The following is a 21,704-nucleotide window of genomic DNA, read 5'->3' as shown; positions in this document are numbered from 1 at the left end:
TACAACTTATCCTGACAGAAACAGGTGCCAATAAAAACCCCGCCGAAGCGGGGTGTTTGATTAGTTGCGGTTGCCGCCGAGCAGACTCAGCAGGCTCAGGAAGATGTTGTAGATGGAGACGTACAGGGTGACGGTGGCGGAGATGTAGTTGGTCTCGCCGCCGCGCACGATCTGCTGGGTGGTCAGCAGGATGGCGCCGGAGGAGAACAGCATGAACATGGCGGACAGGGCCAGGCTCAGGGCGCTCATCTGCAGGAAGATGTTGGCGATCATGGCCACCAGCAGTACCCAGAAACCGACGAACAGCATGCCGCCGATGAAGGAGAGGTCACGCTTGGTGGTCAGGGCATAGGCCGACAGGCCGAAGAAGGTGAGTGCGGTGCCGCCGAGCGCGGTCATCACGATCTCGCCGCCGCCATTGTTCATGTACATGTTGATGATGGGGCCCAGGCTGTAGCCCAGCAGACCGGTCAGGGCGAAGGTGAACACCAGCCCCATGCCGTTTTCGCGATTTTTCTCGGTCAGGAACATCAGACCGTAGACGCCGATGAGGAAGATGGCCCAGTGCAGGGGCGGCATGTTCATCACGGTGGCTACCCCGGCCACCACGGCAGAGAAGCCAAGAGTGAGGGAGAGCAGCATATAGGTGTTGCGCAGTACCTTGTTGGTATCGCGCGCGGCACTCTGGGTGCCGGTATAGATAGAACGGGTATCCATCTTGGGTGTCCTCTTGATTTCCGGGGTGAAGCGGCAATCCGCCTCGTTAACGCATTGTATGCACTGAATGTCGGGATGACGAGCGCTGATTTCAAGCCCCACCCCAGCCTGTTGTCCCCTACTATCCCAAATCAAATATGTATTGCATATGAACAAGGGGCTGACGTAGTATGCACGCCGTTCGGAGGGGTGGCAGAGCGGCTGAATGCACCGGTCTTGAAAACCGGCGATGGGCGACCATCCGTGGGTTCAAATCCCACCTCCTCCGCCATATTCAGAAAAGCCCCCGGCAACCAACTTGGTTGCCGGGGGCTTTTTGCTATCCGGACGCCGGTATATTCGGGTTATGGCGCCGAGGTGGATATCGGCGGCTTGTACCAGCAGAGTATCAGCAGGGTGAGCAGGCAGCAGGCGGCGCCGGCGTAGAAGGTGAAGGCGGGGCCCAGATGGTCCCATAGCAGGCCGGCCAGCAGACTGGCCAGCAACATGGCGAGGCCGCAGATGAGGTTGAAGAAGCCAAACGCGCTGCCGCGCAGATCCGCCGGGGCCGTGGCGGCCACCATGGCGGCCAGCAGCCCCTGGGTCATTCCCATGTGAATGCCCCACAGCATCACCCCTGCCAGCAGCACGCCCCAGTGGGTGCTGGCCGCCAGCACCAGATCGGCGGTAATCAGCACCAGCACCCCGCAGATCAGCAGGGTGCGGTGACTCATGCGATCCGAGAGGCGGCCGAACGGGTAGGCGCTGAGGGCATAGATCAGATTCATCGCCACCATGACCAGCGGCACCAGCGCCAGCGCCATGCCGCTTTGCTGGGCACGCAACACCAGAAAGGCTTCGCTGAAGCGGGCCAGGGTAAACAGGGCGCCGATCAGCAGCACCCAGCGATAGGGTTTACCCAGCCGGCGCAGGTTGTCGCGCCGCAGGGGGTTGCGGCGCTCGTGCCGGCCACTCTCTTTGGGTTCCCGCAGGCCGATGGCGAGCAGGGTAACCGAGGCCAGCCCAGGAATGACCGCCAGCCAGAAGATGGCGCGAAAATCATCGTGCCAGAGCAGCATCAATCCGACGGCCAGCAGTGGCCCCAGCAGGGCACCGACCGTGTCGAGGGACTGGCGCAGGCCAAAGGCGGCGCCGCGCAGCTCAAGGGGGGTGAGGTCGGCCACCAGCGCATCGCGGGGAGCGCCCCGAATGCCTTTGCCAATCCTGTCCAGCAGGCGGGCGGTCAGTATCAGCCCGCTGCCAGTGGCGATGGCGAACAGCGGCTTGGTCAGGGCTCCCAGCCCGTAACCCAGCAGGGCTAACCCCTTTCGTCTCCCCAGATAGTCGCTCAAGGTGCCGGAGAAGACCTTGACCATCAGTGCCGTGGCCTCCGCCATCCCTTCGATGAGCCCGATGGTGAGGGCGCTGCTGCCGAGCACGGTCACCATGAACAGGGGCAGCAGGCTGTGGATCATCTCGGACGAGATGTCCATCAGCAGGCTGACGAAGCCCAGCACCCAGACCCCGCGCGGGATCCGGCGGGAGGGTGGGGCCGGGTCTTGTCTGTTGCCTGTCGTCATCGGGGGGAGCCTTGCCTCGCATCAATTCCCACAGAGCATAGCCAGCCCGGCGACCCAGAGGCGGCTGGGCTGGCTTGCTGCGTGATTACTGTTCGATATCGAGTTCAGCCCGAACCGGTTGCCGGTTGCGCAGGGTCGAGATCAGCACCAGTGCGGTGATGGCTGCCAGCAGGGTGAAGGAGGCGGAGTAACGGCTCAGCTCCAGCCCGCCCTTGCTGAGCGGCTTGTCCAGAAAATCCCCCACCACGGCTCCCAGTGGCCTGGTCAGAATGAAGGCGGCCCAGAACAGCAGGATCCGCGACACCCGGGTCAGGTAGTAGGTTGCGACGATGGCGGCCAGCATGCCGCCGAACAGCACGGCACTGCCTGCATAACCAAAGCCGGCCTCGTCTGCGGTCCAGTCACCCAGTGCGGTGCCCAGCGTCTGGGAGAACATGATGGTGACCCAGTAGAACAGCTCGGTACGCGGCGTGGTAATGCTGCCGGTGGAGATGCTGCCCTGCAGCCGATACCAGAGCAGGAAGGAGCCCATCAGCAAGGCCAGCAGCAGGGTGGAACCACCGGCATAGCCCAGCCCGAGCGAGCGATCGGCAAAGTCTGCCAGGGTGGTGCCGACCGTGGTGGTGGCGATGATGGTGGTCCAGTAAAGGAGGGGGTTATAGGAGGTTGCTGCGATCTGCGCGCTGACCGACACGAAAAAGATCACGGCAAAGATGGCCGTGCTCACCAGATAACCGAGTTCCATCGACATGGAGACGGCGTCACCCCCCGTCTCCCCCAGGGTGGTCGCCAGAATCTTGATGACCCAGAACGCCAGGGTGATCTCTGGCACCTTGCTGATTGCTGCGCTGTTGCTGTTGTGCATGTTAACCCTCTCTCGCATCTGTCGTGTGACGAGGACTCGTCAGGGAACAGCCTCGCCGAGCAGTCTTAAGCAAAACTTAAGGACGAGCGGTCGTCTTGAAAAAGAGTGGTGCGAGCGCGAGGCGGGGAGGTGAGTCGTATATGCATGGCTGTTTTTTGAGCGGTTTCATAACACGAGTATCTTAATTTTTCCTTAAGTATTGTCGGCTAGGCTGTCAGTTTGCTGATGATTGTTGATATACATCACATTATTGAAGATATTTGAAAATAGTATATTTGGTGTTTTCAGCACGCTGTTACTATCCGGCGCCAAATATCGGCGTGTCGACTCTGGTTCGGCTATTTCGACGTGTAATAAAGAAGCGTAACAGGGAGATATGCATGCCTTCTTTTCTTAGAATAAGAATTGTTCCATTTATTTTGTTGTTGGCATTTATCTTTGCCTTCTTGCTCAACTGGCCAGTCCTGCTGCATTTTTATGAGATATTGACGCAGCTTGAGCATTTTAAAATCGGGTTTGCCATCTCCATTCCCATCGTATTGGTCGCGGCATTGAACTTTGTATTCATGCCATTTTCTGTGCGTTATTTCATCAAGCCTTTCTTTGCCTTTCTGTTTATCACCGGTGCCATTGCCAGCTACACCATGATGAAATACAAGGTGCTGTTTGATGGCGACATGATCCAGAACATCTTTGAGACCAACCAGAGCGAGGCTTACTCCTACCTGAGCGTGCCCATCGTGGTCTGGGTATTGCTGGCCGGAGTACTGCCGGCGGTACTGCTGTTTTTCGTCAAGATAGAGTATCCGGCCAGATGGTATCAGGGCCTGTTGCAGCGCGGGCTCTCCATGCTGGCCTCGCTGGCGGTATTGGGGCTCATCGCCGCAGCCTACTATCAGGACTATGCCTCGGTCGGGCGCAACAACCAGACCCTGAACCGGGAGATCACGCCAGCCAACTACATGTACAGCACCACCAAGTATCTCTACAAACGGTATCTGGCGGAGCCGGTGCCGTTCCAGCGCATGGGCGACGACGCCAAGCGGGTGGCCGGCAAGGACAAGCCGACCATGATGTTCCTGGTGGTGGGGGAGACGGCGCGGGGCAAGAACTTTTCCATGAACGGCTATCACAAGGAGACCAACCCTTTCACCAGCAAGCAGGCGGGGATCATCTCCTTCAACGACGTGCGCTCCTGCGGTACGGCGACGGCGGTCTCGGTGCCCTGCATGTTCTCCAACATGGGGCGCAACCAGTTCGACGGCAACCTGGCCCGTAACAGCGAAGGGCTGCTGGATGTGCTGCAAAAGAGCGGTATCTCCATCTTCTGGAAGGAGAATGACGGCGGCTGCAAGGGCGTGTGCGATCGGGTGCCGAACATGGTGGTCAAGCCCAAGGATCACCCCAAGTTCTGCGACAAGAACACCTGCTATGACGAGGTGGTGATGGAGGGGCTGGACGACGAGCTGGCCGGCATGAAGGGGGACAAGCTGGTGGGCTTTCATCTCATCGGCAGCCATGGCCCGACCTATTACAAGCGTTATCCGGGGTCGCATCGCCATTTCCTGCCGGATTGCCAGCGCAGCGATATCGAAAACTGCACCGATCAGGAGCTGGAGAATACCTACGACAACACCATTCGCTACACCGATTTTGTGATTGCCAGCATGATCGAACGGCTGAAAAAATATGAAGACAAATACAACACGGCGCTGATCTATATTTCCGACCATGGCGAGTCACTGGGGGCATTGGGGCTCTATCTGCACGGTACCCCTTACAAGTTTGCGCCGGATGATCAGACCCGGGTACCCATGCAGGTGTGGATGTCGCCCGGTTTCTCCAAAGAGAAGGGAATGAATCTCGATTGTCTGCAGCAAAAGGCAGCCAATACCCGTTATTCCCACGACAACCTGTTCTCGTCCATGCTGGGGATCTGGGATGTGAATACGGCGGTATATGACCAGCAGCTGGATATCTTCAGCCAGTGTCGCAGCGTGCAGTAACGCCATATTGAGATAAAGGGGAGCCTGGCTCCCCTTTTTATTTGGGCGCAGCCTGATGATGACCCGTGAGCAGCTTGCCAGCCTGACCAGATGGGTCGGGTAAACCGCGTTATCTGGTGTATGATGTCACTGCTCATTAATTGTGCTGTGCACCAACGGGATGTGGTGGGACTGACCGCCAGGGTAAGCGGCGAATTAATCTGCCAGCAGCTGAGTAATTTTATTTCGGGGGCAAGGCTCGTCTTTTGTAAAAAAGTCGATATAAAGTGGGATGCCATGCTGGGCGGGGGCATTTTCCGGGCAGCCAGGGCCAAACTGGCCATGTCATCAGTGCCGACCGTTCACCGCCCACGGCCCATAAAACATCTATTTGAAGGCCAAAGCGCGAAGGAGTGCGGTCAGCGCTCCCCGCTGCGGGTGGCCATGTTCAGCAACGTGACGCGCATGGCCATGGCCTCGCGTCGGTAGGGATCGGCAATGCGGCGTCATCTGTTTATCTGGTTAGGCCCGTTATGTAGCTTGTGGTTGTTGGGGGCGGCGCTGGCCGTGCTCTATCGTTTGACTCACCTCTGGCACTGGCACGACATCCGGCTGGCCATCTGGTCTTTGCCGCTGCCGCTGCTGGGCGGTGCCCTGTTGCTGACCCTGCTCAGCTATGCCTGCCTCTGCTGCTACGACATGCTGGCGGTGCACGCCCTCGGCAAGCGGCTGCCCTGGCAGCAGGTGGGGGTCACCTCGTTCATCGCTTACACCTTCTCCAACACCCTGGGTTTCGCCCTGCTGACCGGATCGTCGGTGCGCTATCGCATCTACTCGTCGCTGGGGCTTGGCACCGGAGAAGTGGCCAGGATCATCGTCCTCTGCTCGGTGACCTTCTTCCTCGGCCTGCTGGCCTGGGGGGGCACGGCCCTGCTGGTGGGGCAGGCCACCACCTTGCTGCCGGATTGGCCGCTGTGGGCCGATCAGCTGCTCAACGTGGCGGGCGCTCTGGCGCTCTTGGCGGTGCTTGGCTACCTGTTCTGGCCAAAACCTGCACTGGTCTGGCGTGGCCACGAGCTGGTGTTGCCGGTATTCAGAACCCGGCTGCTGCAACTGCTGGTGGCGCTGCTGGACTGGATGGCCGCCGCCGCCGTGCTCTATGTGTTGCTGCCGGCGGACAGCGTCTCCTATCCGGTGCTGCTCAGTGCCTTCGTGCTGGCCAGCTTCCTCGGGGTGCTGGCCCATGTGCCCGGCGGGATCGGGGTGTTCGAGGCGAGCATGAGCCTGCTGCTGGCCAAATACCTGCCGGTGGACAAGCTCTTGGCCTCCCTGTTGCTCTATCGCTGCATCTATTACGTGCTGCCCTTCCTGTGCGCCCTGCTGCTGTTCACCAGCCAGGAGCTGTTGCAACAGCGGGCTCGCTGGAGTCGGTTGCAGGGCATCATGACCGCGGTGCGCGAGTTCCTGCCGGCGCTGATCAGCCTGGGGGCGTTCGCGGCGGGCAGCCTGCTGCTCTGCTCGGGGATGATCCCCACCATGCGCGGGCGCATCGAGATGTTCCTGCAGGTATTGCCGCTGCACCTGCTGGAGCTCTCCCATGTGCTGGGCAGCGTCAGCGGCGTGCTGCTGATCCTGCTGGCCCGCAGCCTCTACCGGCGCCATGATGCGGCGTTTCGCATCACCCAGCTGCTGCTGGGGTTGGGGATGATCTTCTCCCTGCTCAAGGGGTTCGACTGGGAGTCGGCCCTGCTGCTCGGGCTGTTCCTGCTCATCATCACTCCCTGCCGCTCATTGTTCTACCGCAAGGGCTCCCTGCTGCACGCCCAGTTCACCCCGGGCTGGCTCATCTCGGTGGGGGCCGTGCTGCTGGGGGCGCTCTGGCTGCTGCTCTTCTCCTACCGCCAGGTGGAATATGACCACGCCCTCTGGTTCCACTTCTCGCCCCATGGCGCCGCCTCCCGCGGGCTGCGGGCCATGGGCAGCGTGGTGGCCGTGCTGGCCGTGGTCGGGGTGGCCCAGCTGCTGGCGCCGCTGCGGGTCTCCGGGCGCAAGCCGGAAACAGAGGAGCTGGCCCGCGCCCATGCCCTGGTGCTGCGCGAGGGGGGCGGTCATGGCTACCTGGCCCAGCTTGGCGACAAGTCGCTGCTGTTTCATCCCGGCGGCGAGGCGTTTTTGATGTACGGCGTCGAGGGCAATGGCTGGATCGTGATGGGGGATCCCATCGGTCAGCCTGAGCTTATCGAGGAGCTGCTCTGGCAGTTTCGCGAGCTGTGCGACCAGCACGATGCCAGCCCGGTGTTCTATCAGGTGTCGGCCCGCTACCTGCCGCTCTACCTGGAGCTGGGCCTGATCCCGTTCAAGCTGGGGGAGGAGGCCATCGTCGATCTGGCGGCCTTCGAGCTGGCTGGCAGCCGGCTGCGCAACCTGCGCCAGAGCCACGCCAAGGGCAAGCGAGAGGGGCTGTCGTTCGAGGTGGTGGCGCCTGAATGTGTACCGGAGTTGCTGCCACGCCTCAAGGAGGTGTCGGACACCTGGCTGCAGAGCAAGCAGGGCAAGGAGAAGGGCTTCTCGGTGGGCAGTTTCGAGCCCGCTTACCTCAGCCTGAGCCCGGCCGCGCTGGTGCGTCACGAGGGGCAGATCGTCGGCTTTGCCAACCTCTGGGTCAGCGACAACAAGGAGAGCCTCTCCATCGATCTGATGCGCTACAGCCTGGACACGGGCACGGCGCCCATCATGGACTTCCTGTTCGTCGAGCTGCTGCTGTGGGGCAAGGCCGAGGGCTACGCCAGCTTCAACCTCGGCATGGCGCCCATGTCCGGTTTCAACGATCACCCCCTGAGCGGCTACTGGACCCGGCTTGGCAACACCATCTTCACCCGGGGCAGCCGTTTCTACAATTTCCAGGGGCTCAGACGCTACAAGGAGAAGTTCTCGCCGGACTGGGAGCCGCGCTACCTGCTCTGTACCAGCAAGCTGGTGCTGCCGAGGGTGCTGACCAACCTGATATCCCTGATCAGCCGAGGCCCGTTCGGGCTCATCAAAAAATAGGAGTCGGCCATGAAAATCCTGTTATTGCTGCTGGCGTGCTGCGCCTTTTCGCTCTCTGCCGCGCCGGTGAAAGAGGAGTTGGGGTTGGTGGAGCTGCCGGTGGCGCAAGCTTCAAGCGCCCCCATGGTGGTGTTCATGAGCGGTGACGGTGGCTGGGCGGCGCTGGACAAGGGGCTCAGCGCCCAGTTGCAGCAGCACGGCATGCCGGTGGTGGGCTGGAGCTCGCTCACCTACTACTGGAAGAAGAAGGATCCACAGCAGGTCACCGCCGACCTGGTGCGGATCCTGGATGATTACCAGTCCCGCTGGGGGCGCCAGCGCTGGCTGCTGGTGGGCTTCTCCTTCGGTGCCGAGATAGTGCCCTTCGTCATCAACCGGTTGCCCGAGCCTTATCGGCAGAGCCTGATCGGGGCCGTGATGCTCTCGCCTTCGACTGCCTCCGACTTCGAGATCCACGTCAGCGACATGGTGACCCACGACAAGGCGGGCAGCTATCCCACCCAGCCCGAGGTCAACGCCATCCACACCCTGCCGATGCTCTGCGTGCAGGGGGCGGATGACGATTCACCGGTGCGGCTCTGTCCCCGTCTGCAGCAGCCCAACGTGACCACGGTGACCCTGCCCGGTTCGCACCATTTCGAGGATGATTATCCGGTGCTGTTCAAGACCATTGCCAGCCATCTTTCACTGCAATAAATATCGCTCGCCGGCAGGAAATGTTGATTTAAATCAATGATTATTTCCTGCCGGCCCGATCCGTTTTCGCCCCGTCAGAATCTTTTTGCATTGACCTTTACAGGTGCTGATTGCTTCCCAACACTCTACTGAGCAACAACGTAAGAGTGGGGGCTACATGCGCGAACAAAAAGGCCATCTTGTTGATCAGGAAGTGGATTTCGCAGCTGATGAACAGCTGGTGTCCACCACGGATCTGCGGGGCGTGATCACCTACGCCAATGACAACTTCTGCCGGGTCGCCGGTTACAGCCGGGCCGAACTGGTGGGGCAGCACCACAACATGGTGCGCCATCCCGACATGCCCAAGGCGGCATTTGCCGACTTGTGGGGCAAACTCAAGCAGGGCCAGCCATGGCGCGGCATGGTGAAGAACCGCTGCCAGGATGGTCGTTATTACTGGGTGGATGCCTACGTCACCCCCATCTTCGAGCAGGGCAAGATCAGCGGCTATCAGTCGGTGCGCTGCCGTGCCGATCCGCAGATGAAGCAGATCGCAGCCCGTACCTATGCGCGGCTGCGGGCGGCGGAGCAGGGCGGCGGCAAGCCCAGGATTTCGCTGGCGCGGCTGCGCCATGGGGTCGCGGTGGCCGGGTTGCTGGCGCTGGGCTGGCTCGGCACCGTGCAACTGGGCGGTTGGGCCGCGCTTTACATGGCGCTGCCGCTGATCTTGCTGGGGCTGCTCTATCGCCACGAACTCATCACTACCCCCCGTTACCTGCAGCAACTGGCCGGCGAGTACGACAGCCTGACCCGGCTCATCTACTCGGGCCAGGAGCCAAGCGCCATCGCCGACTTCCACATCAAGCTGCTGCAGGCCCGTATTCGCACCGTGCTCGGCCGGGTGGATGATGCCACTCACGCCCTGCAGGATCTGGCGGTGCATCTGAAGAGCGCCTCCAGCGAGGCCAGCTCGGACATCGCCGAGCAGGATGCCCAGACCCAGCAGATGGCGGCCGCCATCACCGAGATGGCGAGCACGGCCCAGGAGATCGCCCGCAACATCCAGGACACCAACAGCCAGATTGCCGAGGCCAAGGCTCACTGCCAGCACACGGATCAGCAGTTGATCGAGACCGAGCACAAGATCACCGATCTGGCGAAGGAGGCGGAGCACGCCTTTGCCTCGGCGGTGGCGCTGGCCAGCGAGTCGGATCGCATCGGGGTGCTGATGGGAGAGATCCAGGGCATCGCCGATCAGACCAACCTGCTGGCGCTCAACGCCGCCATCGAGGCGGCCCGGGCCGGCGAACAGGGGCGCGGCTTTGCGGTGGTGGCGGACGAGGTGCGCACCCTGTCTACCCGCACCCACAAGGCGACCGAACAGATCCAGAGCAGCATCGGCCAGATCCAGCGCACCCTGAACGGCTGGAAGGGAATGATGCAGAACAACCTGCAACAGACCCAGGCCTGCGTAGCGATGACCCGGATGGGGTCGGACAGCCTGCATCAGGTACTGACGGAGATCGAGCTGGTGATGGACTTCTCGGCCCAGATCTCGGCGGCGGCGGAGGAGCAGCAGGCGGTGGTGGAAAACATCAGCCAGAACGTCAACCTCATCTCCCAGCACTCCCATGCCAACAGCAGCAAGATGCACGACGTCGACGAGTCGAGCGAGATCCTGCTGACCAAGGCCAGACAGCTCAAGTCCCTGGGACAGACCTTCGGCTAGTCGCCGCTGCCATCCATACAATAACAAGGCCACCTGCGGGTGGCCTTGTGCTGTCGGGGACTTGGGGTCAGCCTGGGGGCTCAGCCAGCGGGGCCCCCTTGTCGTGGTACATGGCGCGGTCGGCCTGGATCAGCCACTGCTCGGCGCGCCAGCCCGGCTGGTACTGGCTGATGCCGACGCTGATGCCGACCGCCAGCGGAACTCCTTCCACCTCGAACGGCGACTGCATGGTGGCCCTGATCTGCTCGGCGATGACGTCGGCTTGCGCCTGATCATGGCCCGGCAACAGCAGCACGAACTCGTCGCCGGCCAGTCTGGCGAAGAAGTGCTGTGGCCCGAGGCTGCGGCTGATCCGCTCCGCCAGCTGGCAGAGGAGGGCATCGCCGTGGCTGTGGCCGAAGTTGTCGTTGACCTGCTTGAAGTCGTCGAGATCGCAAAACAGCAGGCAGCCGGGGGCCGGGCCCTTGACCTGGGCATCGAGCCGCTCCATCAGGCTCAGCCGGTTGGGCAGGCCGGTGAGCGGGTCGCGGCGGGCCAGCTGCCAGATCTCCTCCTCCCGCTGGCGGCGCAGGGCAATCTCGCGATTGAGCCGCTGGTTGCACATCAATAGATAGAGGGCCAGCAGCAGGATCAGCACGCAGGCCGCCAGGCTCAGCAGGAACCAGGGACGCCAGAAGATCCACTGCTCGGAAGGGGCCTGATAGAGAAACTCGTGCAAGGAGACCGGCTTGGACACCAGTCCGATCTCGACCAGCTGCTGCATGATGTGGGTCATGCGATCGGGATTCATATACCCGATCTCCACATAGAGCGGCTGGATCATCTCCTTGCTCACCTGCAGCTCGTACTCCATGTGGGCCTGACTGCGGTTGACGCCATACTCCTTGCGCAGCAGGGCGATAGCCTCCTGCGGGTGGGCGAGGGCGTAGCGCCAGCCCGCCAGGCTCGCGGCCCGAAACCGGGCCACCCGATCCGGATGGGCGCGCTCCTGCGCCTGGGTGGTGAACAGGATGTCGCTGTAGAAATCGATGCCGTAGTTGCGCGGATTGATGACGGAGACAGGGATGCCGCGCTCCTCCAGATAGAAGGGCTCGTTGCTGAGGTAGGCGTTGAAGATGTCGACCCGGCCTTCGATGAGATCCTCGATGTTGACCGAGGTGGGTAGCGGAATGAGCTGGTGCTCATTGAGCCCCTGATAGAACAGGGTGGCCAGCAGTTCGGCGTCCTGATGGGCCGAAAACATCATGATCCGTTTGCCACGCATGTCGTCAACGGTGAGAATGCCGCTGTCACGGCGAGCCAGAAAGATGGACGGGGAGTGCTGATAGACGCTGGCAAGCGCCAACAGCGGCTGGCCGCTGGCGTAGCTGGTGAGCACCTCGGTGTTGCCGACCCCGAAGTCGGCCCGCCCGCTCAGCACCTCTTCTACCGGGCTGATGTCCTTGCCGCCGGGCCGTATCTCGACGTCCAGCCCGGCACTGGCATAAAAGCCCTTGGCCTTGGCCATGTGATAGCCAACGAACTGGGGCTGATGCAGCCAGCGCAGCTGGAGTACGACCCGCTCCGGTGCTTCAAGGGTGGATTCGCTGGCCCGCAAGGGAACAGCATGACTGATGCCAATCAGCAGCAGCCAAAGCAGGTATCTCTTCATCCGTGCGAGTCTTGTTCTGAGTGTTCATGGGGTGCGACCCCGCAGGGTCATATTCTTGTAATTAAAAACATTCTAAAGGGTTATTGATGTACCGGATACTAGCGCAGCACAAAGATTTCATGGTTATCAACAAGGGGCCCGGGCTCGGCATGCATGACGAGACCGACGAGGCCGGCCTGCTCCATCCGGGGCTGGTCAGTCGGGTCAAGGCCGACACCGGTCTGCTGCTCTATCCGGTGCATCGGCTCGACAAGATGACCTCCGGGCTGGTGCTCTTGGCGCGCACCACCGAGGCCAACCGGGCCCTCAGCATGGCCTTTGCCGCGCGGGAAGTGAGCAAGCAGTATCTGGCCCTCTCCGATCGCAAGCCCAAGAAGAAGCAGGGCTGGGTGAAGGGGGACATGCAGAAGGGACGGGGCGGCAGCTGGATGTTGGTGCGCAGCCAGGACAACCCGGCCATCAGCTGGTTCGACTCCGTCTCGGTGCGCGAGGGCTTGCGGCTCTACCGGATCAAGCCCAGAACCGGCAAGACCCACCAGATCCGGGTGGCCTTGAAGAGCGTGGGGGCGCCCATCCTCGGGGATGAGCGCTACGGCGGCACGGCGGCCGATCGCGGCTATCTGCACGCCTGGCGCCTCGCGTTCACCCTGGCGGGGGAGGCGTTCGACTTCGTCTGCCCGCCCGATGAAGGCACGCTGTTTGTGCTGCCTGAGTTGCACGCCGCCATCGCGGGGCTGGCCGAATGAAGGGGGCAACAGTACCAGGCGTGCCGGATCTGCCCGCCAGCGGCTGGATCCTGGCGGATTTTGACGACACCCTGGCGCCGGATGACAGCCATGCCGGGCTGCTGCGTTTCATCCTGCGTCGTCGCATCTGGCCGCTGCTGCTGTGGCCGGTGATGGCGCTGGGCGGGCTGGTCTATCTGCTGCCAAGCCAGCGCCGGCGTGGCATTTCACTGATCTGGTGGGCCATCACCCTCGGGCTGTCGCCGCTGGGGTGGCGACGCCTGGTGCGGGCCTATTGCCGTACCCGGCCTGGACTGTTTCGTGAGGCACGCGCCCTGCTGCTGGCCGAAGGGCAGCGCTGCTGGGTGCTCTCCGCCAGCCCTCGCGCCCTGGTGCGGGGGCAACTGCATCAGCAACTGCCCGGCCATCTGCCCCATCGCATTCTGGGTTCGCGGATGCACTATCGCCTCGGCGGCCTGATGCCGCGTTTTTACTGCCACGGCCGCCACAAAATCCTGCCCGGGATCCACGCCCTCGGCGCCACCCTGGCTCTGAGCGACAGCCTGCACGACTTGCCACTGCTGGCAGAGGGGCAGGCGGCCTGGCTCATCAACCCCACCCCGGCGCGGTTGCAACAGGCGCGGCAGGCATTGCCCCGCATCGAGCCCAGATACTGGTCCCTGTAAGGCAAAGCTGACAGCCTTGCGGGGCGCCACCGAGCGCGCCACAAGGCTGCGGCCTCAATGTCACAATCTATTTACATCTTTTGGGCGTCCCCCCCGGCAAACTATCTGAACGCCGCCTCTTCTCTTCCGCCGCGCCGCCACCTCTAATGAAACAAGTTGTTAACAATGCCGGTGGCGGCTGCCCGCAGCGCCCCGGTGTGACCCTCTTCGTTATCAGTCAATCGCAAGGAGCGCATCATGACGACCACTTCTTCTGCCCGTACTCACACCATCAATCCGCTCGGCACCGATGGTTTTGAATTCGTCGAGTACACGGCGCCGGATGCCAAAGGGATTGCCGCCCTCAAGGCGCTGTTCGTCTCGCTGGGCTTTGCCGAGGTGGCGCAGCACAAACACAAGCAGTGCTGGCTCTACCGCCAGGGGGACATCAACTTCGTGGTCAATGCCGAGCCCCACTCCCAGGCCGAGCAGTTTGCCAGCCTGCACGGGCCGAGCGTCTGCGGCATGGCGTTTCGGGTGAGCGATGCCGGCAAGGCCCAGCAGTACGCCATCGGCAAGGGCGCCAAGCCGTTCGTCGGCAAGATTGGCCCCATGGAGCTCAACATCCCCGCCATCTACGGCATCGGCGAGAGTACCCTCTCTTTCGTCGACCGCTACGGCGACAAGGGCTCCATCTATGACGTGGATTTTGTCTTCTATCCCGACTGGCAGGCGCGCATGGCCGAGGTGGATGCCGGGTTGTACGAGATTGACCACCTGACCCACAACGTGCAGCGCGGCAACATGGATGTCTGGTCCAATTTCTACGAGCGGATCGGCAACTTCCGCGAGATCCGCTACTTCGACATCGAGGGCAAGCTGACCGGGCTCCATTCCCGCGCCATGACAGCCCCCTGCGGCAAAATTCGCATTCCCATCAACGAATCCTCTGACGACAAGTCCCAGATCGAAGAGTACCTGCGCCAGTACAAGGGGGAGGGGATCCAGCACATCGCCATGGCGTCGAGCGACATCTACCACACCATCCGTACCCTGCGTGGCCGTGGTACCGGCTTTATGCCGACCCCGGACACCTACTACGAGAAGGTGGACAGCCGGGTCGAGGGGCACCAGGAGGATCTGGCGGCGCTCAAAGAGCTGCGCATCCTGATCGACGGCTCCCCCACCAAGGACGGCATCCTGCTGCAGATCTTCACCGACACCGTGATCGGCCCGGTGTTCTTCGAGATCATCCAGCGCAAGGGTAACGAAGGCTTTGGTGAGGGCAACTTCCAGGCACTGTTCGAATCCATCGAGCTGGATCAGATCCGCCGCGGGGTGCTCAATGATGCGTAACGGGAACCGCCACACGCGGGTTGGTTGTCAAGCAAGGGAGGTTGGCGATGCGCAACTGGATTAACTTTCCCCATCGGGAGGGGACACACTCCCGTCAGGCTCATGCCGACCTGCCCGAGCAGGCCATCTATGAGCGTGAACTGGGCCGCTCCGGCTTTTTTGGGCCGGCCACCCACATGCACCACAAGCATGCCCCCACCGACTGGGTCAACTGGGAGGGGCCGCTGCGCCCACGCCTGTTCGATCTCAACGCCCTCGGCGAGGAGGTGAGTTCCCTCTCCCCCTGGGTGATGCCAGATATTCTGAGCAACCCCCACTGCCGCTACCGCATCTGGCGCCTGCATGAGCCCATGCCGTTTCTGGTGCGCAACGCCGATGGCGACGAGCTCCTGTTTATCCACGAGGGGAGCGGCGAGTTCTATTGCGACTACGGTCACCTGACCCTGCGCGATGGCGACTACCTGGTGATCCCCCGCGGCACCATGTGGCGCATCGAGCCGACGGCGCCCCTGTTCATCCTGATGATTGAGGCGACCAACGACAGCTACCAGCTGCCGGACAAGGGGCTGGTGGGCAATCACGCCATCTTCGATCCCGCAGCGCTGGACGTGCCGGCCATCAACGAGCGCTTCCTGGCCCAGCAGGATGAGAACCCCTGGTCGCTGCAGGTCAAGCGTCACAACCAGGTGTCGGTCATCACCTGGCCGTTCAATCCGCTGGATGCGCAAGGCTGGCACGGGGATCTCTGCGTGGTGCGCCTCAACTGGCGGGACATCCGCCCGCTGATGAGCCACCGTTACCACCTGCCGCCCTCGGCCCACTCCACCTTTGTGGCGAGCCGGTTCGTGGTCTGCACCTTCGTGCCGCGCCCCATCGAGAGCGATCCCGGCGCCCTCAAGGTGCCCTTCTATCACAGCAACGACGACTACGACGAGGTGCTCTTCTACCACGCCGGGGATTTCTTCAGCCGGGACAACATCGAGCGGGGCATGGTCACCTTCCACCCCGCCGGTTTTACCCACGGCCCCCATCCCAAGGCGTTTGCGGCGGGTCAGGCCTACGCCAAGAAGTTCACCGACGAGGTGGCGGTGATGCTCGATACCCGCGATGCGCTCAACGTCGGCAGCCTGTGTGACGGGGTGGAGAACCCGCGTTACGTCACCAGCTGGTTGCGCCCGGAACTCACGCCAGCCACCAACGGCAAATAAAAGGAATCCCTATGAAACTGGCAACCCTGAACAATGGCAAACGGGACGGCGCCCTGGTGGTGGTGAGTCGCGATCTGAGCCGCGCGGTGCGCGTGCCGCAGCTGGCCGCCACCCTGCAGGCGGCCCTCGACGAGTGGGCCGAGCTTGCGCCCAAACTGACCGCCGTCTATCAGCAGCTCAACGATGGTGCCTGCGCCGACGCCTTCCCGTTCGACGAGACGGCCTGTCTCTCCCCGCTGCCGCGCGCCTACCAGTGGGCCGATGGCAGCGCCTACGTCAACCACGTGGAGCTGGTGCGCAAGGCCCGCGGCGCCGAGATGCCAGAAAGCTTCTGGCACGATCCCCTGATGTACCAAGGGGGCTCGGACAGCTTCCTGCCACCCCGTGGCACCATCCCGATGGGGTCGGAGGAGTGGGGCATCGATTTCGAGTCGGAGATCGCCGTCATCACCGACGACGTGCCGATGGGCACCAGCCCGCAGGCGGCCGCTGGCCACATCAAGCTGCTGATGCTGGTCAACGACGTCAGCCTGCGCAACCTCATCCCGGGTGAGCTTGCCAAGGGCTTTGGCTTCTTCCAGTCCAAGCCCTCCAGCAGCTTCTCGCCGCTGGCCATCACCCCGGACGAGCTGGGGGATGACTGGCGCGATGGCAAGGTACACCTGCCCCTCGAGACCCACCTCAACGGTGCCCTGTTCGGGGCCCCCGATGCCGGGGTGGACATGACCTTCAACTTTTATGAGCTGATCGCCCACGCCGCCAAGACCCGGCCGCTCGGGGCGGGTTGCATCATCGGCTCGGGGACCGTCTCCAACTACGACCGAAGCCGCGGCTCATCCTGCCTCGCCGAGCTGCGAATGCTGGAAATTATCGAGTCAGGTCAAGCCACTACACCCTTTCTGCGCTTTGGTGATACAGTGTCCATCGCGATGCAGGATCGCAACGGGATGAGTCTGTTTGGCACCATTTTGCAGCGGGTCACGCCGGCGGGGGCCAGTCAGACGAAGTGAGGGGCCAGCATGGATACGAGGCCGGCTGGTGAGCGGCAGGTGCCCTTGCACCTGCCAACACAGGGACAGATTATGTTGCAGTTGTTTGGATATTGGCGTTCATCGGCAAGTTATCGGGTACGGATCGTGATGCAGCTCAAGGGGCTCGATTATGAGCAGCATCCGGTCAATCTGCGGCAGGGCGAGCAGCGCGAGAAGGCCTACCGTCGGCTCAACCCTCAGGGGCTGGTGCCGTTTCTGGTGGATGGCGAGGTGCAGGTGGGCCAGTCGGTGGCCATCATGGAGTACCTCGACGAAACCTACCCCGCCCACCCGCTGATGCCCTCAGCCCCGCAGGAGCGCGCCCGGGTACGCCAGATCGTCAACATGATCGCCTGCGACATCCACCCCCTCAACAACCTGCGGGTGCTCAACTATCTGGAGCAATCGCTGGGGCAGGGCAAGGCACACCGCGACGAATGGTATCGCCACTGGATTGACGAGACCTTCACCGCGCTGGAGCAACTGCTGATGACCACCGCCGGCATCTATTGCGTCGGCAACGAGGTGACCCTGGCCGACTGCATGCTGGTGCCCCAGGTCTACAACGCCCGCCGTTACGACATGTCGCTGGAAGACTACCCCACCATCAATCGCATCGTCGCCAACTGCGAGCAGCTGCAGGCCTTTATCAAGGCCGCGCCAGAGCAGCAGCCGGATGCCCAACCCTGACATACGGCAGGCCGGGCCTGGTCATCCCGGCCCGGCCTGCCGTGTTCACTCTGCCAACACCCTCCCTTCCCGTTCGCCTCAGGGCGTTCCGTTGCAGCCATAGCGCCGAAAGCCGGGCCGCTCGCCCAGTCGCTGGTAGTAGTCGTTCACGGCCGGCAGTTGCGGACGATCATAGGGCGTCTCCAGCCAGCGGTTGACCGACAGCCCGATGGGAATGTCCGCCAGCGAGAAGTGGGGGCCGGCCACATATCCCCCGGTTGCTTGAAGCTGTCTCTCCAGGATCTCCATATAGTGAGACCACTGCAGGCACGCTGCGTGAAGGGTCTGATGGTCTTGATGCTGGGGGGATCGCCGCACCAGCGACAGGAAGGCGTAGCGCCAGGCGCTGTTCAAGTCCGATGCCTGCCAGTCAATCCATTGATCGACCCGGGCCCTTGCTCTCGCCTCGACGGGATAGAGCACGTTGTCACCGTGGCGCGTCGCCAGGTAGCGGATGATGCTGTTCGACTCCCACAGGGTGAAGTCGTCATCCTGAATGACCGGCACCATGGCATTGGGGTTGAGTGCCAGAAACGCCGGGGTATCCGTCGGCTTGAAGCCAGAACCCCACTGCTCCAGCTCGAACGGGAGATCCAGCTCGGCGCAGGTCCACAGCACCTTGCGCACATTGATGGAGGAGGCTTTGCCCAGTATCCGTAACATCTTTTCGTCCTTGTCGGGGGGATGGCCGGCTTGCCGCAGGCCTACAACCCCTGCTTGCATGGCCATCGAGGCCCAGCACAGTCACCGACCGTGCAGGGCCCTGATTGCATCGATTGGCGAGTCAGCCGTGGGTGGTCTTGGGCTGGAAGAAGGCGATGAACTTGCCGAATTTCTCCCCGTCGTAGCTGTCACCCTTCTCCAGCAGCCCGGTGTTGAAGGATTCCAGCAGCTTGCCCTTGGCATCCAGCACGTAGAAGTGGGGCACCCCCAGATACTCGGGATACCCTTTGAGGAAGGATTCGTTCTTGTTCTGTTTGCTGACGTTCACCTTGACCACCACGAAGGTGCGGTTGAGCTGACTGGCAAGATCGGGTTGTTGGTCCAGAAAGTGGTTCATCTCCTGGCACCAGCTGCACCACTCGCCGCCCACCAGCAGCAGGACTTTCTTGCCCTCGGCACTGGCCTTGGCGGTGGCGGCGGCGAGATCGCGGGCCGGGTCGCGCTGCTCGTCATAGCCCTGGCTGTAATCGGGCAGGGTCTGGCTCCAGAGGTGGCCGGCGCTGTACGCCTCGCCATGAAACAGGGCGGTGCCAAGCACCAGCGGCAATAGCAGTCGGTTCATCACGTGCTCCTTGTGTTGTTGTGGTTGCTTCCAAGCCGCAACAATGTGACACGAGCGAGCCCGGCCGCCAAGGGCGAGATGGGCGCTTGTTATGCAAAAAGCGGGAATGGGTCGGCGGGAAAAAACAAAGCCCCTCGCAGGAGGGGCTTGGCATTGAGGCAAAGGAGGTCGCCGGCAGATCAGTAACCCTGCTGGTGGACGTCCATCACGGCGCGACCGGAGGGGTCGGCCATCTCCTTGAACTTGGCATCCCACTCCAGCGCGGTCGGGGTGGAGCAGGCGACCGACTTGCCGTAGGGCACGGTACGGGCGGCGGACTCCAGCGGGAAGTGCTCGTCAAAGATGGCGCGGTAGAAGTAGGCCTCCTTGGTGAGCGGGGTGTTGACGGGGAAGCGGAAGGCCGCCGCCTCGAACATCTGATCCGTCACCTCTTCCTCGACCATGGCCTTGAGGCTGTCGATCCAGGAATAGCCCACGCCGTCGGAGAACTGCTCCTTCTGGCGCCACGCCACTTCGTGGGGCAGCAGATCCTCGAACGCTTCGCGCAGGATGTGCTTCTCGATCTTGCCCTTGCCGCACATCTTGTCGGCAGGCTGCAGGCGCATCGCCACATCCATGAACTCCTTGTCGAGGAAGGGCACGCGACCCTCCACCCCCCAGGCGGCCATCGACTTGTTGGCGCGCAGGCAGTCATAGAGGTGCAAAGAGGCGAGCTTGCGCACGTTCTCTTCGTGGAATTCGCGGGCGTTGGGCGCCTTGTGGAAGTAGAGGTAGCCGCCGAACAGCTCGTCGGAGCCTTCGCCGGAGAGCACCATCTTGATCCCCATCGCCTTGATGTAGCGGGCCATCAGATACATGGGCGTGGAGGCGCGGATGGTGGTGACGTCATAGGTCTCGAGGTGATAGATGACGTCCCGCAGGGCATCCAGTCCTTCCTGCACGGTGAAGTGGATCTGGTGGTGGATGGTGCCGAGGTGGTCAGCCACCTTGCGGGCGGCGGCGAGATCCGGCGACCCTTCCAGGCCGACGGCGAAGGAGTGCAGCTGCGGCCACCAGGCTTCGCTCTTGCCATCGTCTTCAACCCGGCGGGCGGCATAGAGCTTGGTGATGGCGGAGATGACGGACGAATCCAGCCCGCCGGAGAGCAGCACGCCGTAGGGCACGTCGCACATCAGCTGGCGCTTCACTGCCGCTTCCAGCGCGGCTTTCAGCTCGGCCTTGTCGCTGACGTTGTGCTCGACCGCGCCGTACTCCATCCAGTCGCGTTTGTACCACTGTTTAAGCTCGCCATCCTTGCTCCAGAGGTAATGTCCCGGCGGGAAGGTTTCGACGCTCTTGCAGACCGGTACCAGCGCCTTCATCTCGGAAGCGACGTAGAAGTTGCCGTGCTCGTCGCGGCCGGTGTAGAGGGGGATGATCCCCATGTGATCGCGACCAATCAGGTAGGCATCCTGCTCGGCGTCATAGAGGATGAAGGCGAAGATGCCGTTGAGATCGTCCAAAAAGGCCGGGCCCTTCTCCTTGTAAAGAGCCAGCAGCACCTCGCAGTCGGAGTGGGTCTGGAACTGGAAGTCGACCTTGAGGTGCTTCTCCAGCTCCTTGTGGTTGTAGATCTCGCCGTTGACGGCCAGCACATGGGTGCGCTCGGGGTTGTAGAGCGGCTGGGCGCCGTTGCCCGGATCGACGATGGCCAGGCGCTCGTGCACCAGAATGGCTTTGTCGGAGCTGTAGACGCCGGACCAGTCAGGACCGCGGTGGCGCAATCGCTTGGACATCTCCAGCGCCGATTTGCGCAGCGCGGCCGCATCGGATTTGATGTCCAGAATGCCGAAAATAGAACACATTGGCGGTAATCCTCTTGATTTTTATATGAGCCCCCCACGTTCGGGCTCGAAATTCCATTTACATTCCTCGCCAATCACAATGCCTAGTGCAAAAACCTTTTGCAAGCGGGAAAACCGCAGAAAATCATGCCGTACACGTCAACCCGGTCGGCCTGAAAAAGGGTGGCTACGGCGGCCTGGGTTGACGCAAACGTCAAGTCGCGGCGGGCTCGAAGATCACATAGAGCTTGCGGCAGGGGGTGAGAGTCTCCCACTCGCCGACAAAGCCGGCCGGGATGACGAACTGATCGCCGGGCTTGAGGGGCAGTCTGCCGCCCTGGCCGTCGTGGATCACCGCCTCGCCCTCCAGCAGCTGGCAATACTCGTGCTCGGTGTAGTGGATGGCCCAGCGGCCGGGCTCGCAAGCCCAGAAGCCGACGTGAAACTGTTGGCTCGGGTCTGAGTAGTGGTTCCATATCGTCTGGCGCGGGTTGCCGGCGCGCAGGCGCTCGGGGGCGGGCATCAGCGGGGTGGGGGCCGCTTCGTGGCGGTCGAGCAGGATCCAGTCGTTGAGGGTCTTCATGCTGCCTCCTTGGCAAGGGATAAAAAACGGGGCCATCCAGGCCCCGTGATTGTTCGTTTTATTAAAC

18 protein-coding genes and 1 tRNA gene are annotated in these 21,704 nt (G+C 62.3%); 11 read left to right on the top strand and 8 right to left on the bottom strand.

The window, feature by feature from the left end; genetic code table 11:
- Positions 1 to 60: 60 nt before the first annotated feature.
- Positions 61 to 717 (bottom strand): Bax inhibitor-1/YccA family protein, encoded by a 657-nt coding sequence (locus tag ACPW75_RS11145; protein WP_016351136.1) that lies wholly within the window; start codon positions 715 to 717, stop codon positions 61 to 63.
- A gap of 183 nt (positions 718 to 900) precedes the next feature.
- Between ACPW75_RS11145 and ACPW75_RS11140 the strand changes: the two genes are divergently transcribed.
- A tRNA-Ser gene (locus ACPW75_RS11140) sits at positions 901 to 988 on the top strand.
- Between the two features lie 73 nt (positions 989 to 1,061).
- On the opposite strand, the gene ACPW75_RS11135 is transcribed toward ACPW75_RS11140, so the two are convergent.
- Both ACPW75_RS11135 and ACPW75_RS11130 read right to left on the bottom strand, forming a co-directional pair.
- Positions 1,062 to 2,276, bottom strand: a complete 1,215-nt coding sequence (locus tag ACPW75_RS11135; RefSeq protein WP_077097772.1) for an MFS transporter — start codon at positions 2,274 to 2,276, stop codon at positions 1,062 to 1,064.
- 85 nt (positions 2,277 to 2,361) lie between these two features.
- Positions 2,362 to 3,141: a COG4705 family protein gene (locus ACPW75_RS11130; RefSeq protein ID WP_077097774.1), complete on the bottom strand. Its 780-nt coding sequence runs from the start codon at positions 3,139 to 3,141 to the stop codon at positions 2,362 to 2,364.
- Positions 3,142 to 3,521: 380 nt separating this feature from the next.
- Here ACPW75_RS11130 and ACPW75_RS11125 point away from each other — a divergent pair, with 380 nt between their 5' ends.
- From ACPW75_RS11125 to ACPW75_RS11110, 4 genes are all read left to right on the top strand, one after another.
- The gene (locus ACPW75_RS11125; RefSeq protein ID WP_077097776.1) at positions 3,522 to 5,147 is read left to right on the top strand and encodes an MCR-3-related phosphoethanolamine--lipid A transferase; all 1,626 of its coding nucleotides are present in this window, start codon (positions 3,522 to 3,524) and stop codon (positions 5,145 to 5,147) included.
- A gap of 477 nt (positions 5,148 to 5,624) precedes the next feature.
- Positions 5,625 to 8,174 carry a bifunctional lysylphosphatidylglycerol flippase/synthetase MprF gene (gene mprF / locus ACPW75_RS11120; RefSeq protein ID WP_077097780.1) on the top strand — a complete coding sequence of 850 codons (2,550 nt, stop codon included), beginning with the start codon at positions 5,625 to 5,627 and terminating at the stop codon, positions 8,172 to 8,174.
- A 9-nt stretch (positions 8,175 to 8,183) separates the two neighbouring features.
- Positions 8,184 to 8,870 (top strand): AcvB/VirJ family lysyl-phosphatidylglycerol hydrolase, encoded by a 687-nt coding sequence (locus ACPW75_RS11115; protein WP_042066721.1) that lies wholly within the window; start codon positions 8,184 to 8,186, stop codon positions 8,868 to 8,870.
- A gap of 157 nt (positions 8,871 to 9,027) precedes the next feature.
- Positions 9,028 to 10,581 carry a methyl-accepting chemotaxis protein gene (locus ACPW75_RS11110; protein ID WP_024944506.1) on the top strand — a complete coding sequence of 518 codons (1,554 nt, stop codon included), beginning with the start codon at positions 9,028 to 9,030 and terminating at the stop codon, positions 10,579 to 10,581.
- A 67-nt stretch (positions 10,582 to 10,648) separates the two neighbouring features.
- Here the strand turns inward: ACPW75_RS11110 and ACPW75_RS11105 are convergent, their stop codons facing one another.
- Positions 10,649 to 12,232: a GGDEF domain-containing protein gene (locus ACPW75_RS11105; RefSeq protein WP_077097782.1), complete on the bottom strand. Its 1,584-nt coding sequence runs from the start codon at positions 12,230 to 12,232 to the stop codon at positions 10,649 to 10,651.
- Positions 12,233 to 12,318: 86 nt separating this feature from the next.
- Between ACPW75_RS11105 and ACPW75_RS11100 the strand changes: the two genes are divergently transcribed.
- The 6 genes from ACPW75_RS11100 to maiA all read left to right on the top strand — a co-directional run bounded on the left by ACPW75_RS11100 (position 12,319) and on the right by maiA (position 17,907).
- Complete coding sequence (locus ACPW75_RS11100; protein WP_077097784.1) at positions 12,319 to 12,978, top strand: TIGR01621 family pseudouridine synthase; 660 nt, start codon at positions 12,319 to 12,321, stop codon at positions 12,976 to 12,978.
- Entirely contained in the window at positions 12,975 to 13,643 is a 669-nt protein-coding gene (locus ACPW75_RS11095) for an HAD family hydrolase (protein ID WP_077097786.1), read from the top strand. The genes ACPW75_RS11100 and ACPW75_RS11095 overlap by 4 nt, the downstream gene beginning before the upstream one ends.
- A gap of 237 nt (positions 13,644 to 13,880) precedes the next feature.
- Entirely contained in the window at positions 13,881 to 14,978 is a 1,098-nt protein-coding gene (gene hppD, locus ACPW75_RS11090; protein ID WP_017408053.1) for a 4-hydroxyphenylpyruvate dioxygenase, read from the top strand.
- A 47-nt stretch (positions 14,979 to 15,025) separates the two neighbouring features.
- Positions 15,026 to 16,186, top strand: a complete 1,161-nt coding sequence (locus tag ACPW75_RS11085) for a homogentisate 1,2-dioxygenase (RefSeq protein ID WP_011706477.1) — start codon at positions 15,026 to 15,028, stop codon at positions 16,184 to 16,186.
- 11 nt (positions 16,187 to 16,197) lie between these two features.
- Positions 16,198 to 17,196 carry a fumarylacetoacetate hydrolase family protein gene (locus tag ACPW75_RS11080; protein ID WP_016351125.1) on the top strand — a complete coding sequence of 333 codons (999 nt, stop codon included), beginning with the start codon at positions 16,198 to 16,200 and terminating at the stop codon, positions 17,194 to 17,196.
- A gap of 72 nt (positions 17,197 to 17,268) precedes the next feature.
- Positions 17,269 to 17,907, top strand: coding sequence for a maleylacetoacetate isomerase (maiA, locus tag ACPW75_RS11075; protein WP_039214563.1), 639 nt, complete (start codon positions 17,269 to 17,271; stop codon positions 17,905 to 17,907).
- A gap of 78 nt (positions 17,908 to 17,985) precedes the next feature.
- Here maiA and ACPW75_RS11070 read toward each other — a convergent pair whose 3' ends face one another.
- The 4 genes from ACPW75_RS11070 to ACPW75_RS11055 form a co-directional block, all read right to left on the bottom strand.
- Positions 17,986 to 18,609: a glutathione S-transferase family protein gene (locus ACPW75_RS11070; protein WP_077098402.1), complete on the bottom strand. Its 624-nt coding sequence runs from the start codon at positions 18,607 to 18,609 to the stop codon at positions 17,986 to 17,988.
- Positions 18,610 to 18,730: 121 nt separating this feature from the next.
- The gene (locus ACPW75_RS11065) at positions 18,731 to 19,231 is read right to left on the bottom strand and encodes a thioredoxin family protein (protein ID WP_024944498.1); all 501 of its coding nucleotides are present in this window, start codon (positions 19,229 to 19,231) and stop codon (positions 18,731 to 18,733) included.
- A gap of 179 nt (positions 19,232 to 19,410) precedes the next feature.
- The gene (gene asnB / locus ACPW75_RS11060; RefSeq protein ID WP_042066705.1) at positions 19,411 to 21,075 is read right to left on the bottom strand and encodes an asparagine synthase B; all 1,665 of its coding nucleotides are present in this window, start codon (positions 21,073 to 21,075) and stop codon (positions 19,411 to 19,413) included.
- A 193-nt stretch (positions 21,076 to 21,268) separates the two neighbouring features.
- Positions 21,269 to 21,637 (bottom strand): cupin domain-containing protein, encoded by a 369-nt coding sequence (locus ACPW75_RS11055; RefSeq protein WP_252410740.1) that lies wholly within the window; start codon positions 21,635 to 21,637, stop codon positions 21,269 to 21,271.
- Positions 21,638 to 21,704 lie beyond the last annotated feature (67 nt).

It is taken from the genome of Aeromonas sp. FL131 (assembly GCF_049860615.1).
GTDB lineage: Bacteria > Pseudomonadota > Gammaproteobacteria > Enterobacterales > Aeromonadaceae > Aeromonas > Aeromonas hydrophila.
This window is presented reverse-complemented; position numbering and strand designations above follow the sequence as displayed.